This window comes from Flavobacterium soyae, assembly GCF_021245985.1.
Classification (GTDB): Bacteria; Bacteroidota; Bacteroidia; order Flavobacteriales; family Flavobacteriaceae; genus Flavobacterium; species Flavobacterium soyae.
On sequence record NZ_JAJQXA010000011.1, the window covers coordinates 145,508 to 163,215 of the forward strand.

Genomic DNA, 17,708 nt, shown 5'->3' on the forward strand with positions numbered 1-17,708 from the left:
TAATTTTGATGCACAAATCAGTAAGTAATTCTTAGTAATGAAAATTCATATTTTTGGTGCATCCGGAAGCGGCGTAACGACAACTGGCGAAGCATTGTCCAAAAAATTAGACATACCTTACTTTGACAGCGATGCCTATTTTTGGGAGAAAACAGAAACTCCTTTTACAATAAGAAGAGATCCTGAAGAGAGAAATTCTACAATACAATTAGAGTTAAAAAATCAGAAAAACTGGATTCTTGGAGGTTCTATATTTGAATGGGGAGAAAATATTTTTCCTGATTTTGACTTAGTGATCTTTTTACACATTCCACCAGAAATTAGAATGGAACGTCTGAAGAAAAGAGAATTTGAAAGATACGGAAACGTAATTTATACCGAACCGAAAAGAATAAAACAATTTGAGGATTTTATAAGCTGGGCTTCAGATTATGATGATAGCAAAGGAATTGCCAGCAGAAACCTAAAAGCTCATGAAAAGTGGTTAACAACTCTCAATTTTCCTATTTTAAAAATATCAGGAGATTTAACCGTAAGCCAAAGAATAGGACTTATATTGGAGAAAATAAATTTATAAATAAAAGTGCACTGCCCCCAAAAAGTCGAGACAGCCTCTTTATTGTTTTATGTATTTCCTTGTTCCGTAGGAACACTTCGTCGGCAGCAAAATTATATTGTTATCATGGATTACGTTCCGTAGGAACGTTTGGCTTAGACATTGTTTTTTAATAATCTGACCTATCAAACGTTCCTACGGAACGTAAATGCGGAGATCTTTATTTTTTTTCTACCTACGAAAGATTCCTATGGAATGATAAATCGGATATCAAAAAGTGACTAATTGAGTTACTAAAAACAAAAAAATAATTATAGCAAAAGAGACTGTCTCGACTTTTGAGACAGCCTCTTTGCTTTTTTTAGAACATTACTTTTTAGTAATTGCTTCTATTATTTTAGTATAAATTTCGGTATTTTGATAAACACCTGCAAAATTCTGAGTACCCGCACCGTATGCAAAAACCGGGACTGAAACTGCCGTATGATCATTTGTACTAAAACTTCCGTGAACGTAACCTTTTTCAATACTTCCGTCGATTAACGAAAGTCCGCCTGTTTCGTGATCTGCAGTAACGATTAAAAGAGTTTCAGGATTGTTATCAACAAATTCCATTGCCTGCCCTACTAATTTGTCGAAATCAAGCATTTCGCGAACCACATATTCCACATTATTCTGATGTCCGCCGTAATCGATCTGCGCACCTTCGGCCATGATAAAAAACGGATTTTTTGATTTTGCAAAAATACTTACTGTTTTAGCAAAAGATTTAGTTAAGAAATCTCCTCTTCCATTTTTCATTGAAACTACCGCTGCATCATCTGCAATAACAAATTTATTATTTTTAATAGTATCTAAAGCACTGAATTTGTCTGAAAAAGAATATCCTTTCTCAACCAATACTTTAGATAAATCTATCCCGTCTTTTCTGGCTTTAAATTCTTTTGTTCCGCCGCCAATTAAAATATCTGACGGATTACTCAGGAAATCATTTGCTATAGGTTCGTTGTAACTTCTATCCGGCTGGTGTGCATAAAAAGCGGCCGGAGTCGCATCTGTAATATTTCCTGCCGAAATAATCGCTGTTTTATAATTCTTTTTGGCCAATTGCTGTGTAATTAATTCCAAAGGTTTTCCGCTTTCATCAACACTTATAAATCTGTTATTGGTTTTATGTCCTGTTGCCATTGCTGTTGCTCCGGCGGCAGAATCTGTAATATAACTATCAGAAGATTTTGTGATAGAAAGTCCCTGTGTTGGAATATTAAAAAGACTTAACTGCCCTTTATTGGCCGTGTAACCAGCATAAATCTGCGTTAATCCCATTCCGTCACCAATTAAAAGGATAACATTTTTAGGCTTCTTTTTGGCGAAAGCCGAAACATTTTTAGGAACATACGCTTGGTTAAACTCTGTATTTTGGTAAAACGTCGATTTGATATTATTAATAAAATGTGTCAGCTCAGAAACATTATCGGTACCAATAAAATCAAGTTTTAAATTCATCAAAGTCATCCATGTATTTACGTTATCTGCTGTACCCCAAAATCTTATTTTTTTATTTTGATTATGGACTTTTTTAATCACTGCCTGAATTTTTTCTAAATCAGCTTGTGTCAAAACACCTTTACCGTTCCAGGGCGTAAACACTTTTATATCCTCACTGATCATTTCAACACGAGCTAATTGTTCCGGAGAATATTCTTCGTTAAGCCTTCCGTCAAAATAAATAAATTCAGGATAATTTTTCCATTGTGCAGGGTTTGGTCTGTTTCCAGAAATAACAACCTTAATGTTTTTATTTACAATAATATCAGGAAATGCTTTTAACTGCTGCGCAATAACATTCAGCGCAGCATCGGCATCTGATTTAATATCAATCATAAAAATCAAAGGTTTATTGCTTGGATATGCTTTACTTCCTAAACTTTTTAATTTTAAAGAAAGTGGTTCCAGATACATGCTTTTAAGTGTATTCTGAGGTGTAATATCTTTAAAGTTGTGCGCAACAAATAATTCATTATTTATTACAAAAACATCGGCTTCGATAACGCCGGTTTCGTTTGAATATGCTCCATAAAACGGAAGCGGACTTGCATAATCGTTATGCGAATGAATGTTGGAGGAAGTATATTCCTGTGCTTGTACAAACAGGAAGAATTGGAGGCAGAAAAGGGTGAATATTTTTTTCATTGAAAATGTTTTTTTATCATAATGTTTGTTTGTCATTCCGAGGAACGAGGAATCGCACACGCAACTCTACAAAGATTGGGGACGCTCTATACGGATTTTCTAGTGCGATTCCTCGTTCCTCGGAATGACAAACTTTATAAACACAAACCAGTCCTTCAAAAAAGACTGGTTTTATAATATTTAATGCTGTCGATTATTTTTTTACCGCCTGCAGACTCCACAACGAGCCTGCAGCGTAAAAAAAAAATAAACAAACAAACTAATTAAATTTTGAGTTATGAATTTTGAGTTATGGATAAAGCATTCAAAATTCATAATTAAATACTACCATCCTTGGTTTTGAGTCAAAGCGCCTTTGCTCACTGCAATTTCATCTGGCGGTATAGGCCACACATGGTGAATAGCAGGATTGAAATTACGAGCCGGATAAATTACAGTTCCGTTGTAATGGTGAAGCGGTTTTGCGTAAGCTTCTTTAGCATCACCCCAGCGAACTAAATCAAAATGACGGTCTGTCCACTCACCTGCTAATTCGCATCTTCTTTCTCTTTTTAAATCAGTCAATGTAGCTCCGGCAATATCACTAAGACCTGCACGGTGACGAATCAAATTGATTTCGGTATCTGCGTTTTGACCTTTCATTAACTTTGCTTCTGCCAGCATTAAAAGCACATCTGCATAACGTAAAAGCGGAACATTTAAAGCTGTTGAAGGTTTGTCTCCATTTGCATTTACGTAACGAATATCTACAGCTCCCGAATTGGTTTTTGGATAACTAAACGGCTCCATATATTTTTTAAACTGATAACCCGTTCTGTTACTTGAACTTACAGTATAACTTCCTTCATTAAACGTTACTTCTTGTCCAAAATAAACGAATTTATCTCCTTTTTGAAGTATGGTAGCGCTTCGTCTTTTATCAGCTGGGTCATAGGTATCAAACAATTCTTTTGTTGGATAAAAATTTCCCCAGCCATTATAAGCTCCCCAGCCTTTATCTTCTAAACAAACTCCGGGGAAAATTGAGCCAAGACCTGTGTTTTCTGCGCTGGAAGTTACTGACCAGATATATTCTGTAGACCAGTTGTTTTTAATTTTAAAAACATCTTCAAAATTGTCAAGCAGTTTATGTTTTCCGCTTGCTACAATCATGTTCGCATATTTTATAGCATTATCCCAATCTTTAGCATACAAATACGTACGAACTAAATAAGCCCATGCGGCAGTTTTGTGCGCACGTCCGTAATTGTCAGGCGTAAGCTCATCAAAATACGGTAATAAATCAGCAGCTTTTTTTAAATCGGCGGCGATATAAGCGTAGTTTTCTCCAACGTTTTTAGCGCGAGGAACATAAACATTAGTAAAGTTTTCTCTATCCTGAATAGGAATTCCGGCACGATCATCTCCATAATGATACGCTAATTCTAAATGCATTACAGCATGATTAAAATAAGCTTCGCCCAGCATTCCGTTTCTTGTTTTTTCATCAAGAGGAATATTTGGTATATTACGAATTACGTCGTTGCAGCGTTTCATAATTTCATAATGAAGCCTCCAGATATCTTTTGTATCAGATTCTGATCCGTCAACAATAAAGTTTTTAATACGTTCTGCATTTTGTCTTGGCTTTGTTCCAATGTCGTCGCTGGCATTGTTTAACCAAAAGAAACCACGACCGTACATATTATCATCAGAATACAACGCATAAATAGCATTTACTCCTGCTTGTGCGTCTGCCGGAGTTTTCCAGAAATTTCCGCTTGACGGCGCTCCCTGCGGAATAACATCAAGTTCACTCTCGCAAGCTGAGGTGCTTACCAATAGCACAAAACTTAATAATAAAAGACTTAATTTTTTCATTTTGTTTATTTTATATTTTTAAAAAGTAGCGTTTACACCTGTCATATAAATACGTGAAAGCGGGTATTTACCTACATCCATTCCAAAGTTTCTAAGACCAACTTCAGGATCCATTCCTGAATAATTTGTGATTGTAAACAAGTTTTGTCCAGAAATAAAGAATCTTAGTTTTGCTTTTCCGTTTAACCAATTTTCTTTAACTGTATATCCTATTGATACGTTTTTTAATCTTAAGAAAGAAGCATCTTCAATATAAAAATCTGAGATTCGGCCAAAGTTATTGTTGTTGTCTGTAGCAGAAAGAACCGGAATATTAGTATCTGTATTAGTTGGCGACCATGCATCTTTAGATTCAGCCAATAAATTGTAACCCGGGAAAGAAGCATTTAAACCTGTATATTTAACGGCGTTGAAAACACTGTTTCCTACCGCTCCGTTAAAAAAGATATTCATATCGAATCCTTTGTATTTGAAATTGGCGTTTAAACTGTAAGTTGTTTTAGGAAACGGACTTCCAAGTACTACTCTGTCGCTGTTATTAATTACACCGTCTCCGTTTTCATCTTTAAATTTAATATCTCCGGCAACTGCATTTGGCTGATATGCCACTCCTTTCGAATTTACGTAGGCTTTTGCTTCCGCAGTGCTTTGAAATAATCCGTCTGTTGCATATCCGTAAAAAGCGCCAACCGGGCTTCCAACCTGATAAATGTTCGATAATGGTAAACTACGAACACGGCTTAAGTTTAAAGGCTCAAGTGAAGTTAAATCGTCTTTAATAGAAACAATTTTATTTGTTAAAAATGCTGCATTTGCTGTTACATCAAATTTAAATTCCCCGCGTGTTTTTTGGTATGTTAAACTTGCTTCAATACCTCTGTTTTCAACATCTCCTGAATTTACAATTCTACCCTGTGGAGTTCCTGAAACCCCCGGAAGCTGATCACGAACCAACATATCTTTGTTTGTTTTTATATAAGCATCGACAGAACCTAATAAAAAATTGTTCAACATCGTAAAATCTAAACCAATGTTGGTCTGCTCTGAACTTTCCCATTTTAAATTTGGATTTGAAAGTTCTCTTTCAGAATAACCATAATTGATGACCGGAGCTGCTCCAATTAAAGCTGTTGTTTGTGTTAAAGGCACACTAAACTGATATGGTCCAAGATTTCCTAAGTTCCCTATTTGTCCCCAGCTTGCACGAAGTTTTAAATTGCTTACAATTGGGTTGATGCTTTTCATGAAACTTTCTTCAGAAATTAACCATCCTGCCGAAACTGATGGATATACTTTCCAACGGTTTTGCTGCAAAAGTTTTGAAGTTCCGTCGCGGCGTACAATTCCTGATAATAAATATTTTTGATTAAAATCGTAGTTTAACCTTCCAACATAAGAAGAAATAATTTCATCAGATAAACCTGCATCGGTCTGCTGAATTAATTTTGCATTCAGTAAATAACGCTGAGACGGATCTTCGTTATCAAAACCAGTTCCTTCTACTGTATAATAATCTCTTTTGGTTTCCTGAAAGGTGTATCCTGCTAAAGCCTTGAAGTTGTGTTTTCCTAATGATTTTTCGTAAGATATAGTCTGCTCGCTTAATAAATCAGTAGTTGTCATTGACTTTTTGGTCAGTCTGTTAAAATCGAATATTTTTCCCGGTTCAGTAATTTTAACCGTAAAATCTGTTGCGTTATCTTGTATTCTGGTATAACCCCAGTTTGATTTCACTTTTAAACCTTCGATAATTTCCCATTCTGCATAAGGATTGATCAAAACCGTAGAAACCGGGTTTCTGTTATCTAATCTTTTTAAGTAAGCAACCGGATTAATAACGTCTCCATAAGAACCAATATATTTTTCAGGAACTCCTCCAAATTGTCCAGAACCATCTTCTCTGTAAACTGTTGCATTTGGCGGATAAAAAATTGCCCCTAAAATAGCTCCTGTATAGGCACTTGAGGTATTGGCAGACTGGCCATCTGTTAAGGAATAGGATAAATTTTCTCCAACTGTAAAGTTAGGAGCCAGTTTAAAAGATGAATTAGCTCTTACTGTATAACGGTTTCCAAAAGTATTTAGCAAAATACCTTCGTTTCTTCTATAACTTCCGGAAAGAAAGAAATTTGATTTTTCTGTTTTACCATTTATCGAAATAGATAAATCCTGAATTTCTCCTGTACGGAAAATTTCATCCATCCAGTTTGTTTTTGTTGTTCTTGCAGTTGGTTCAAAAGCTGTATCAAAAGCAGGAATTCTTGGTAAACCAGCATTATCTCTTGCTGTGTTCATGGCATCAGCATATTCTGCAGCGTTTAAAACCTCCAGTTTTTTAGCCACATTTTGAAAACCTCCCTGATAATTAACGTTTACATTAATTTTATCCGAAATTCCTTTTTTAGACGTAATTAAAATTACTCCTCCAGAAGCTCTCGCTCCGTAAATCGCCGCCGATGCCGCATCTTTTAAAACATTTATCGAAGCAATATCATTTGGGTTTATAGTATTTAATGAACCGCTGTAAATAATTCCGTCCAGAACAATTAACGGAGTTTCTGCGTTTAAAGATCCAATACCGCGAATATTGATTGTTGGCGAAGCTGTTGGGTCTCCTCCGCCGTTGATAACGGTAACACCGGCCACAGTTCCCTGCAATAATTCACCCGCATTATTATATGTTCTGCTTGATGTTTCTTTCATAGAAACTGAACCAACAGATCCTAAAACTTCATTCTTTTTTACGCTTCCGTAACCCATCACCACAACTTCCTGAAGCTGTTTCATATCGGCTGCTAATTTTACAGTGATATTTTCTGATTTTGTTACTTTCACTTCTTGTGTTACATAACCAACGTATGAAAAAATAAGTACTGCCTCAGACGCGTTGATTTCCATTTTAAAAGTCCCGTCAAAATCTGTTGCTGCTGCTGCATTAGAACCTTTATCTTTAATGCCTACTCCCGGCAGCGGCATATTATCGTCTCCGCCAAAAACAGTTCCCGATACAGTAATTTTGTTTTGATCTGCTGCTGCAACTTTTACACTTTTCTTGATTACAATATTGTTGCTTACAATTTCATATCGAAGAGAAAAATTACTGCATATTTTATCTAATGCCTGCTCCAGTTTAACATTTGTAAGTTTTAAACTGATTTTCTGGTTCGTATTAACTTGATTTGATTCGTACATGAAATGCACATTAGCCTGATTTTCAATTTTTTGAAAAACATTCTTCAAGCTTTCATTTTCTACTTTTAAGGTCACTTTTTTATCAAAATCAATATTTCCGGCATTTATTAATCCGCTAAAAAACAAAGCAATAAACAGGATTACTTTTGCCCACACAGCTTTTTTAATGCTTTGAAACTTTACGACGTACCGCTTTTGTTTTTCATTCATAGTTTTTGGATTTTAGATTTGGTTTTAATTTTAGATTTTAGAATTCAGATTTTAGATTCTTATTTTGGCTTTTAATTTTTAACTCATAATTCATAATTAACAATTCACAATTAATAATTGCTATTGTATTTTATAAACCCCGCCTTCAACTTTATACTCGGCGTTTACAATATTGCATACAAGAGCCACAACCTGATCTACAGGGAGCTCCTTGAAATAGGCGTTTATTTTAAGTGCGTTTAGATTTTTGTTTTTAATTTCGATGGCAACATTGTAGTTTCTGTTTATGGTTGCGATAACCTCCGGCATTGGCGTATCTTCAAAAACAATTATATTTTTGCGCCATAACGAAATGGTATTTACAGGAACATCTTTAAAAGCCTGCAGTTTGTTGTTTTTTGATTTAAAAACCACTTTCTGACCCGGAGTTACGTATACATTTTCTTCTGTAACGGTCGATTTTACGTTTACTCTTCCGGTCATAACAGAAACTTCCTGTGTTCTTTGGTCTGGATATGCCTGAACATTAAAACTCGTTCCCAATACTTTGGTGTCCATTTTATCGGTATGGATTATAAACGGATGTTTTTTATCTTTAGCCACATCAAAAAAAGCTTCGCCGGTAAGGTAAACTTCACGCGTATCTCCTTTAAATTCTTTTGGATATTTTAAACGGCTTCCGGCATTCAGCCAAATTTGTGTTCCGTCGCTTAATATTAGTTTAGCATGTTCACCTAACTTTGCCGCATATTCTTTAGTTTCAACAGCGTTTATTGATTTTTGGTAAACAAAAAAAGAAAGCCCAAATAAAATCAGTAATGAAGCCGCAGCTGCCCAGTATTTAGTTTGAAGAAAAATAACCGTGTTTGATTTCTTTATTTGTCTTAATTCCTTTTTTAGTTTTGAACGATCTGATTTTATGGTCTCCATATTCTCAAAAACTTCATTGGTACTATCGTACCATTTATTCCACATTTCTTGTCCTTTTGGAGAATACTTCCCTCCTAAAAAATGTTTTATTTCTTGTTTTAATTTATCAGGCATTATAATTTCTTTATGTCTTTAATAGTATGTCTTGGGAATTGAAAATTCAGGTAGGTTGAAAAGGTTACGCTTTTGTTAAGAAAAAAAGTTAGCTTATCACTTCAGAAATTTTAAAATCAATTAAACTCTCCTAAATAAGTCCGCATAAATTTTAAGGCGTACGTGATATGATATTTTACCGTATCGATTGAAACGTTAAGTTCATCAGCAATTTCCTTATTAGAATAATGTTTGATCCGGCTGAGAATAAAAACCTCTTTTGATTTTTTAGGAAGTAACGAGGCTGCTTTATCAACCGCTATTTGTAATTCATCATAAAAAATAGAATCTTCGGTTGCATTATGGCTGTTATAAGAAACGGTATTTCGGTCTAAAACTTCCTGAATATATTGATCTGTTACCGTGTGCGATTTGATATAATCTAAGGTTGTATAGCGAACTGAAGTGTAGATGTATGCTGCAAAACTTTTTTGAATTACAATTGTTTTACGTCGTTCCCAGATGGTGGTAAAAACTTCCTGAACAATTTCTTCAGAAATTGGAATTGATTTCATCCTCATGTAAACAAAACGCACCAGTGAATCACGGTATCTAAAATACAGTTCGTCAAAAGCTTTATCTTTTCCTTGTTTTAATAATTCAACAAGTTCTTCATCAGAATAACCTTTATACATAATACTTCACTTTATTATTGTTGGCCAGGAAAATAATGTCTGCGAAAACATTTATTTTGTGAAGTATTCTTACTTTAAAAAATGACATATACTACAATAGTTTGTTTAATAATATGTCTTCAAAATTAAAAATGAGGGTAGGTCGGTTAGGTTACGTTTACATTAATAAAACAGCAGGATTATGAAACATTGTATTAACATTTCGTATTGTTTGTTACCAATAGAATAAAAGAAACCGGAAAGAAGAAAATTAATAGCTGTCCTGCTAAAGAAATGGAAATTAGTTCGCCTTATAATTCAGGGGTTTCTTTTTCAAAAAAAGTTAATACGTTGAAAATGTGAATTATATAACTTTTAAATTTTAAACTATAAAATTATTATGATTAACAGCCTTATATTTACCATCCCGCATTAAGTTTTGTAATATATGATAAAAATTTAAGCGGAATTATTAACCTCTAAATACTGATATCATGGATTTTGAAGTAAAAGAAAATGACCGTCGATATGATCCGGATTTTCAAAATGAAGAAACTACATTTAGAAACCAAGAATCTTTTTGTTTATATGATTCCATAACAATATGCAGTGATCAGGAAATCAGCCAATATTTTAGAGGTCAAAGCAATAATGTTTCCTGGGACGATGAAGATGATGATGACAGCCTTTATGATGAAGATGACAATTATTACGAAGATGAAGAAGAAAACCTGGAGAGCTATGACCGGCCATTATAAGCTCCCTGCTAATAAATAATCATATAAGCTATCTGAAATCAGATAGCTTTTTTTGTGGCGCAAAATAATTTCTTTATTTGAAAACAGTAACAGCGTCGGCAAGATTTTGGCTGGAAATAAAATCAGCAATAAAATCTTTTACTTCATTTCTGCTTTCTGCAGAAGTTGCAAAAGAATTGATATGATAATTTTCGTCCTGATCTAATATATGTATTATTTCAGTGTAGCCTTTGGAGATTAAACTGCCTTTTAACTTAATTACATTAAACTGCTCACGTCCGTCTAATTCTTTGCGTACTTTTAGTTTTATAGCTCGTTCCATATATTAATATTTAAATTAATCCCTTAACTATTTCTTTATCAAATATAAACATTAGCATATTTAAGTATATAGAAACCAAAGCACTAGTTATTAACTGTTTATTAGCATATTATCAACAATTAAGAATTATACTATTAAAAAAATAATAGATACAAAGAGACAGAGATGCAAAGTTTTTTTTTAAAAACTTTGACAAAGAAAAATCCCAAATTAGATACTAATTTGAAACCTTTGTCACTTTGTATCTCTGTCACTTTGTACCTTAAAAAAAACCTACGAATACTCTCCATCCTTAACCTTAAAAGCCCAGGCAGCCATTGCCTCAATAACAGGCAGTAAACCTTCTCCGGCACTGCTAAGTCTGTAAGTTACAAAAGGAGGTACAACTGGTTTTGCTTCTCTAATCACAAGACCATCTGCTTCTAATTGTTTTAAATGCTGAATAAGCACTTTTTCGGTAACAGCAGGAATTGCTCTTTTTAATTCGCTGTAGCGTTTATTGCCTTCTGATAAATGCCAAAGAATTATGGGTTTCCAATAACCACCTATTTTTTCCATTACAAAAGTTACAGGGCATTTTTCCAGTGCGTACTGCTTATTTTCCTGAATTGTCGATGATACTTTAATTGCTGTCATGATACATACTATAGGGTAAGTACTTGTATAAAAGTAAGTACAAAGATACCTTTGTGACAGTAATAAAAAAATTATTTAACATGAAAATTATAGTATCAGGTTCTTTAGGGAACATAGGAAAACCATTAACCGCAAAACTTGTTGATGCCGGTCACGACGTAACCGTAATAAGCAGTAATCCAGACAGAAAAACAGATATAGAAAATCTGGGTGCAAAAGCTGCTATAGGTTCTGTAAGCGATGCCGCTTTTTTACTGGAAACATTAAAGGGTTCAGATGCGCTTTTTGCAATGACACCGCCAAATTTAGGAGGAGCAAATGTAATCGCAAATACAACTGCAGCCGGTAAATCGTTTGCAAAAGCAATTGAAGAAGCTAAGGTAAAAAGAGTTGTAATGCTAAGCAGTATTGGTGCTGATTTACCATCTGGAACCGGGCCAATTACAGGGCTTCATAACATTGAAAAATTGTATAATGAACTAAATACTTCTGTCACTTTTTTACGAGCAGGTTTCTTCTTTACTAATTTTTATAATGATGTTCCGCTAGTTAAAGGGGCCGGAATTATCGGATCTAATTATCCATCAGATATAAAAATCCCGTATGTGCATCCTGAGGATATTGCACAGGCTGCAGCCGAAGAATTACAGCATACTCCGGCTGGAAAAAATATCCGATATATTATTAGTGATGTTCGTACTCCGGGTGAAGCTGCAAAAGTTTTGGGAACTGCAATTGCAAAACCAGAACTGCCTTGGATAGAATTTACAGATGAGCAGGCCCTTGAAGGAATGGCACAGGCCGGAATACCAGAAGAAATTGCCAAATTATATGCCGAAATGGGAACCGGCTTAAGAAACGGAAAAATCATCGAACATTTTACAGCAAGCAAAGCAGCTGTTGATGGAAAAATAAAATTGGAAAATTTTGCCCGGCAGTTTGCAGCAAAATTCTAATTACAAGTAAAAGCAAAAAAAAAGAGGCTGTCTCAAAAGTCGAGACAGCCTCTTTTTTATTCGGATACCTATCGGAGAAATTTTCCATTTACGCGATTCTCAACAGCTTGATTTTACTTTTGAGCCAGCCTCTTTTTTGCTTTTAGGAAATCCTAAATAAATCAATTCTAAAAATCACAAATTTTTCAAATACTTCCCTTCCCGTAATTTTTCTTTAGAAAAAATAGTGTTATTTTTACACTTATTGTCGTTTTTAAAACTTTATACTTTACTAACCAACCAAAATGCCACAAAAAATGAGATATCTCCTTATTAGTTTCCTTTTATTTACAATTTCAAATTCGCTTCAGGCACAGCGTCTTTCAACATTAAGCCCCGATAAAAATATAAAACTTGAAGTTTCAGTAGTTAATGGTCTTGCTTACTACCAGATATTTCATCAAAAAGAAGAATTCCTCGAACAGTCGCCTTTAGGATTAATGAGTTCCGCAGGAGATTTTACAAAAGGACTTAAATTGATTGGCAGTAAAACAGCTAAAATTCAAGAATCTTATATACTAGATCGCTCTAAAGTTAGTCAGGTGAATTATAAGGCAAATGAAATTAAATGCATCTTTACAAATACTGCTAATGATACTCTTAATATCATTTTCAGAGTTACCAATACAGATGTCGCTTTTAGTTATTTAATACCGAAAAGCAAAAAAAACAATGGGAACTGTATCATCGAAAATGAAATTACAGGTTTTAAACTTCCTTTAAAATCGACCACTTTTATTACACCGCAGGCTCCTCCGTTAAGCGGCTGGGAGAAAACAAAACCATCATATGAAGAAGAATATACGAGAGAAGAACCTATTGCATCGAAATCGCAATACGGATTAGGTTTTACTTTTCCGGCACTATTTCACGTCGAAAATAAAGGCTGGCTTTTAATTTCCGAAACTGGCATCAGCGGTAATTATCCAGGAACCCGATTGAGTGATGCATCTCCAGATGGAATCTATACGGCTGTTTTTCCACAAGAAGGCGAAAACAACCATAACGGACCAATAACAGCCTCTGGAGTTCTGCCTATGCAGACTTCATGGAAAACGATAACACTTGGCAAAACTTTAAAACCAATTGTTGAATCAACAGTTTCAACAGATGTTGTGAAACCGCTTATAAAAACTTCAAAAATATTCAATGCAGGCCGCGCAAGCTGGAGCTGGATTGTCTGGCAGGATGAAAGCTGCAACTACAAAGACCAAAAAACTTTTATTGATCTTGCAGCCACTATGAAATGCGAATTTATCTTAATTGATGCGCTTTGGGATGTTAATATTGGAAAAGAAAAAATAGTCGAATTAATAGATTATGCTAAATCAAAAAATGTGGGTGTACTGCTTTGGTACAATTCAAATGGAAACTGGAATACTGCCCCACAAACACCAAAAGACAAAATGAGTATGCCAGAAGCCAGACGTGCAGAAATGCAATGGCTGCAGCAAATTGGGGTAAAAGGCTTAAAAATAGATTTTTTTGGCGGAGACAAACAGCAGACTATGAAACTTTATCATGATATACTTACTGATGCTGCAGAATTTGGACTGAATATCAATTTTCATGGTACTACCCTGCCCCGCGGCTGGGAACGAATGTATCCTAATTATATGACAAGTGAAGCTGTACTTGCATCAGAAAATTTAGTTTTTCAGCAGGCATTTAGTGACAGATATCCTTCGACTGCAGCTATTTACCCTTTTACAAGAAATGCAGTAGCTTCAATGGATTTTGGTCCTGTTTTTCTTAACAAACGTTTGCATCGTGAACCAAACAAAGGTACTATTCGCCAGACTACTGATGCTTTTGAAATGGCAACAGCAGTTGTTTTCTTTTCGGCAATACAACATTGGGGATTAACACCTGAAAACTTAACTGAAAAACCAGCCTGCTTATTTGATTATCTGAGAAATGTTCCAACGGTTTGGGATGAAACACTTTTTATAGACGGCTATCCGGGCAAATATTGCGTAATTGCCCGCAGAAAAAATACAAAATGGTATGTTGCCGCAATCAATGGTGAAAATAAAGCAAAAACCATCACGGTGAATTTACCAATGCTGAAAGGCAAAAATGTTTCTATAATAACTGATGGCGAAGGTGCTGAATCAAAATTCAATAGTAAAAAACTGGAAAACGCTTCCTATAATCTGGAGCTTTCTGCAAATGGCGGAGCGGTTTTATTTATGCCTTAAACCTATAAATTTAAAATAAAAAGCGGCTCAAACGGCCGCTTATATTTTTATATTTTAGGTTCTTTTAGTCCCAATTATTCTTTTTTGAAATACTAAATTTTCCTCCTCCGGTAAAAAACAAAGCAATTGCCGTAAAGAAATACAATCCCAGAAGTTCCAGTTCCCAACCTCCGTGATCACTTATTTTAAAAATATCCTGACTATGTGCCATTAAAACTGCAACTAAACAGTTGAAAGCTAAAATCAAAGCAGCAATTCTGGTTCTAAAACCAATTATAATTAAGATTGGTGCCAAAACTTCACCTACGATAACTCCATAAGCAAAGAAACCCGGAAGTCCTTTTTCAACAAGCATTCCGCTTATGAAATCTAAACCGCCTTTAAATTTTGAAATACCATGCAAAAGCATTAAAAATCCAATTGTAATACGAAGTATTAACAAACCAAAATCGTTGTTTTTTTTCATTTTTTAAATAATTAGGTTAATAAAACAATTCAGTATTTCATACCTAACAATTGTTCTGTATGATAGCTGCTAAGAGTAAAAATAGTAAAATTATATTTGGAATCAACATTTGTAAATTTTGAAAAATATTTTTTTATAAATAAACAAACATTCATTTATTATTATATCTTTGTGATCAATTCAATATAAAAATCCTTTCATTTGAGAACAAGAGACATTAATAAAGAAGAATTAGTTAAAGAAAAAACTATAGAAATGATTGTAAAGTATGGCATCGAAGGCTTTGCAATGAACAAACTTGCCAAAGAATGCGGTATTTCTGTAGCAACACTTTATATTTATTATGCTGACAAAGAAGATCTAATTAAAAAAATTGGAACTGAAATGGGCACTTACTTTTTTAAAAGCTCGCTTAAAGATTTCTCGCCTGATATGCCTTTTGCAGTAGGACTCGCCAAGCAATGGGAAAACAGATCAGAGTTTATGCTGAAAAACACTGATAAAATTGCCTGCTGGGAAATTCTTCAAAATTCTAATTATGGTGAATATATCGTTAACGAAAGTTTGATTGAACTCAAAGAAATCATGACGAAGTTTTTGCATGGAGCAATCGAAAGAAAAGAAATCGTACCCGTATCAAAAGAGGTTTTCTGGAGTATTGCTTATGGCCCGTTGTACAATTTACTTCGTTTTCATGAAAAAGGGAAAGGACTTGGAGGCACCACTCCATTTAAATTAACAAATGAAATACAACAAGAAGCTTTTCGCTTAGTAATTAAAGCATTAACACCTTAAATTTTATGTTATGAATGTATTGATATTTGCAACTAATGTAAAAACAGAAACTTGTAAAAACAAAATCGCAACCTTTTTAGACGCAAACAAATCTATACTGCAATGGAGTATTGATCAGGAAGATATTGATTGTGTATTAAGAATTATAAGCGAAAAACTAAATGCAGATCAAATTATTGATTTATTGAATTTTCACAATTTTGACTGCAGAGAACTACAATAATATATGAACGAAAAACAAACTATCGCACCCAGTTTTAATGGCTATCAAAAACTGGTAATATTTCTTTTAGCCATGACACAATTTACAGTTGTACTCGATTTTATGGTAATGTCGCCGCTTGGGGATATTATGATTAAAACATTAAAAATTACGGCATCTCAATTTGGTATTGCCGTTTCTGCTTACGCTTTTAGTGCCGGAATTTCCGGATTGCTTACGGCTGGTTTTGCAGATAAATTCGACCGAAAAAAATTACTGCTTTTCTTTTACATCGGATTTACAATCGGAACTTTTTTCTGCGCCCTGGCACCAAACTTTTTTCTGCTGGTTGCGGCGCGCGTTTTCACCGGATTATTTGGCGGTGTAATTGGTTCTATCTCTCTTGCTATTGTGGCCGATTTATTCAGCCTGCAGCAAAGAGGTAAAGTAATGGGATTTATCCAAATGGGATTTGGTGTGAGTCAGGTTCTCGGAATTCCGATTGGTTTATACATTGCAAATGCCTGGGGCTGGCACGTTCCGTTTTTATGGATCGCAGCGATGGCGGCTATTATCACAATAATTTTATATGTAAAATTAAAACCTGTTACGGAGCACTTACATTTGAAACAAGAAAAAACAGCCTTGAAACATTTGATACATACTATTTCTAAAAAGAATTATCAGGTTGGATTTTTAGCTACTGCCCTGCTTTCTATTGGAGGTTTTATGATGATGCCTTTCGGAAGTGCGTTTGCTATCAACAACCTTAAAGTAACAAATGAGCAGTTGCCATTATTATTTATGATTACCGGAATTGCAACTTTAATTACAATGCCTTTTATTGGTAAATTAAGCGATAAAGTAAATAAATTTAAAATCTTTGCATTAGCTACAATATCTGCTGTGATTCTAATAAACATTTACGCTCAATTTGGCCCAACTCCATTTTGGATTGTACTGCTTATCAATGTATTTATGATGGCAGCAATAATGAGCAGAATGGTTCCGTCAACGACTTTAACCTCTGCTATTCCAGATCCTCAGGATCGTGGTGCATTTATGAGTATTAACTCCTCTTTACAACAAATGGCCGGAGGTTTTGGTGCTGTAATTGCCGGATTAATCATTTATCAAAAAGACAGCTATGCACCGTTAGAACATTATGATATTCTGGCAATGACGGCTTCTGGAATTATGTTACTTACTATCTTTTTAGTATTTAGAGTAAGTAAAATTGTTGATACCAAAACGAATAAACTTTAATCTGAATTTTATTCTTCAGAATTAAACAAATTCACAAATAGTAAAGAGCTGCCTCAAAATTCGAGGCAGCTTTTTTGTTATAAATCTTTTGTTAGTCTTTAGTGACTTAATTGGTCACTTTTTGATGTCAGATTTATCATTCCATAGGAATGTTTCATAGGTAGAAAAAATAAAAACCAGCCACATTTGCGTTCCGTAGGAACGTTTGATAGGTCAGATTATTAAAAACAATGTCTAAATCAAACGTTCCTACGGAACGTAACCCGTTATAACAATGTAATTTTCTACCAATGAAATGTTCTTACAGAACATACAAACATCTAAAATAACATAGAGGTTGTTCGATTTTTAAAACAGCC

At 34.5% G+C, this 17,708-nt stretch carries 15 protein-coding genes; 7 read left to right on the forward strand and 8 right to left on the reverse strand.

Annotated features, from left to right (window positions below; translation table 11 throughout):
- Positions 1-37: 37 nt before the first annotated feature.
- A complete protein-coding gene (locus LUU93_RS15095) occupies positions 38-577 on the forward strand; it encodes an ATP-binding protein (RefSeq protein ID WP_232681995.1) in 540 nt (179 codons plus the stop codon).
- A 348-nt stretch (positions 578-925) separates the two neighbouring features.
- Here LUU93_RS15095 and LUU93_RS15100 read toward each other — a convergent pair whose 3' ends face one another.
- The 5 genes from LUU93_RS15100 to LUU93_RS15120 form a co-directional block, all read right to left on the reverse strand.
- On the reverse strand, positions 926-2,749 hold the full coding sequence (locus tag LUU93_RS15100) for an alkaline phosphatase (protein WP_232681996.1): 1,824 nt from the start codon (positions 2,747-2,749) through the stop codon (positions 926-928).
- Positions 2,750-3,073: 324 nt separating this feature from the next.
- Positions 3,074-4,609: a RagB/SusD family nutrient uptake outer membrane protein gene (locus LUU93_RS15105; protein ID WP_232681997.1), complete on the reverse strand. Its 1,536-nt coding sequence runs from the start codon at positions 4,607-4,609 to the stop codon at positions 3,074-3,076.
- 18 nt (positions 4,610-4,627) lie between these two features.
- The gene (locus LUU93_RS15110; protein WP_232681998.1) at positions 4,628-8,011 is read right to left on the reverse strand and encodes a SusC/RagA family TonB-linked outer membrane protein; all 3,384 of its coding nucleotides are present in this window, start codon (positions 8,009-8,011) and stop codon (positions 4,628-4,630) included.
- 120 nt (positions 8,012-8,131) lie between these two features.
- Positions 8,132-9,055 carry a FecR family protein gene (locus LUU93_RS15115; protein ID WP_232681999.1) on the reverse strand — a complete coding sequence of 308 codons (924 nt, stop codon included), beginning with the start codon at positions 9,053-9,055 and terminating at the stop codon, positions 8,132-8,134.
- Between the two features lie 116 nt (positions 9,056-9,171).
- Positions 9,172-9,729: an RNA polymerase sigma-70 factor gene (locus LUU93_RS15120; protein ID WP_232682000.1), complete on the reverse strand. Its 558-nt coding sequence runs from the start codon at positions 9,727-9,729 to the stop codon at positions 9,172-9,174.
- A 473-nt stretch (positions 9,730-10,202) separates the two neighbouring features.
- Here LUU93_RS15120 and LUU93_RS15125 point away from each other — a divergent pair, with 473 nt between their 5' ends.
- Complete coding sequence (locus tag LUU93_RS15125) at positions 10,203-10,466, forward strand: hypothetical protein (RefSeq protein WP_232682001.1); 264 nt, start codon at positions 10,203-10,205, stop codon at positions 10,464-10,466.
- A 73-nt stretch (positions 10,467-10,539) separates the two neighbouring features.
- Here LUU93_RS15125 and LUU93_RS15130 read toward each other — a convergent pair whose 3' ends face one another.
- Together LUU93_RS15130 and LUU93_RS15135 are read right to left on the reverse strand one after the other, a co-directional pair.
- A complete protein-coding gene (locus LUU93_RS15130; RefSeq protein ID WP_232682002.1) occupies positions 10,540-10,788 on the reverse strand; it encodes a hypothetical protein in 249 nt (82 codons plus the stop codon).
- Positions 10,789-11,061: 273 nt separating this feature from the next.
- Complete coding sequence (locus tag LUU93_RS15135; protein ID WP_232682003.1) at positions 11,062-11,424, reverse strand: winged helix-turn-helix transcriptional regulator; 363 nt, start codon at positions 11,422-11,424, stop codon at positions 11,062-11,064.
- An 80-nt stretch (positions 11,425-11,504) separates the two neighbouring features.
- Between LUU93_RS15135 and LUU93_RS15140 the strand changes: the two genes are divergently transcribed.
- Complete coding sequence (locus tag LUU93_RS15140) at positions 11,505-12,380, forward strand: NAD(P)H-binding protein (RefSeq protein WP_232682004.1); 876 nt, start codon at positions 11,505-11,507, stop codon at positions 12,378-12,380.
- A gap of 296 nt (positions 12,381-12,676) precedes the next feature.
- Entirely contained in the window at positions 12,677-14,620 is a 1,944-nt protein-coding gene (locus LUU93_RS15145; protein WP_232682005.1) for a glycoside hydrolase family 97 protein, read from the forward strand.
- Between the two features lie 64 nt (positions 14,621-14,684).
- Here LUU93_RS15145 and LUU93_RS15150 read toward each other — a convergent pair whose 3' ends face one another.
- Positions 14,685-15,086 (reverse strand): DoxX family protein, encoded by a 402-nt coding sequence (locus tag LUU93_RS15150; protein ID WP_232682007.1) that lies wholly within the window; start codon positions 15,084-15,086, stop codon positions 14,685-14,687.
- Between the two features lie 201 nt (positions 15,087-15,287).
- Here LUU93_RS15150 and LUU93_RS15155 point away from each other — a divergent pair, with 201 nt between their 5' ends.
- From LUU93_RS15155 to LUU93_RS15165, 3 genes are read left to right on the forward strand one after another with little or no spacing between them, the layout of a single operon-like run.
- On the forward strand, positions 15,288-15,881 hold the full coding sequence (locus tag LUU93_RS15155; protein ID WP_232682008.1) for a TetR/AcrR family transcriptional regulator: 594 nt from the start codon (positions 15,288-15,290) through the stop codon (positions 15,879-15,881).
- A 10-nt stretch (positions 15,882-15,891) separates the two neighbouring features.
- Positions 15,892-16,104: a hypothetical protein gene (locus LUU93_RS15160; RefSeq protein WP_232682009.1), complete on the forward strand. Its 213-nt coding sequence runs from the start codon at positions 15,892-15,894 to the stop codon at positions 16,102-16,104.
- Positions 16,105-16,107: 3 nt separating this feature from the next.
- The gene (locus LUU93_RS15165) at positions 16,108-17,349 is read left to right on the forward strand and encodes an MFS transporter (protein WP_232682010.1); all 1,242 of its coding nucleotides are present in this window, start codon (positions 16,108-16,110) and stop codon (positions 17,347-17,349) included.
- Positions 17,350-17,708: the final 359 nt, after the last annotated feature.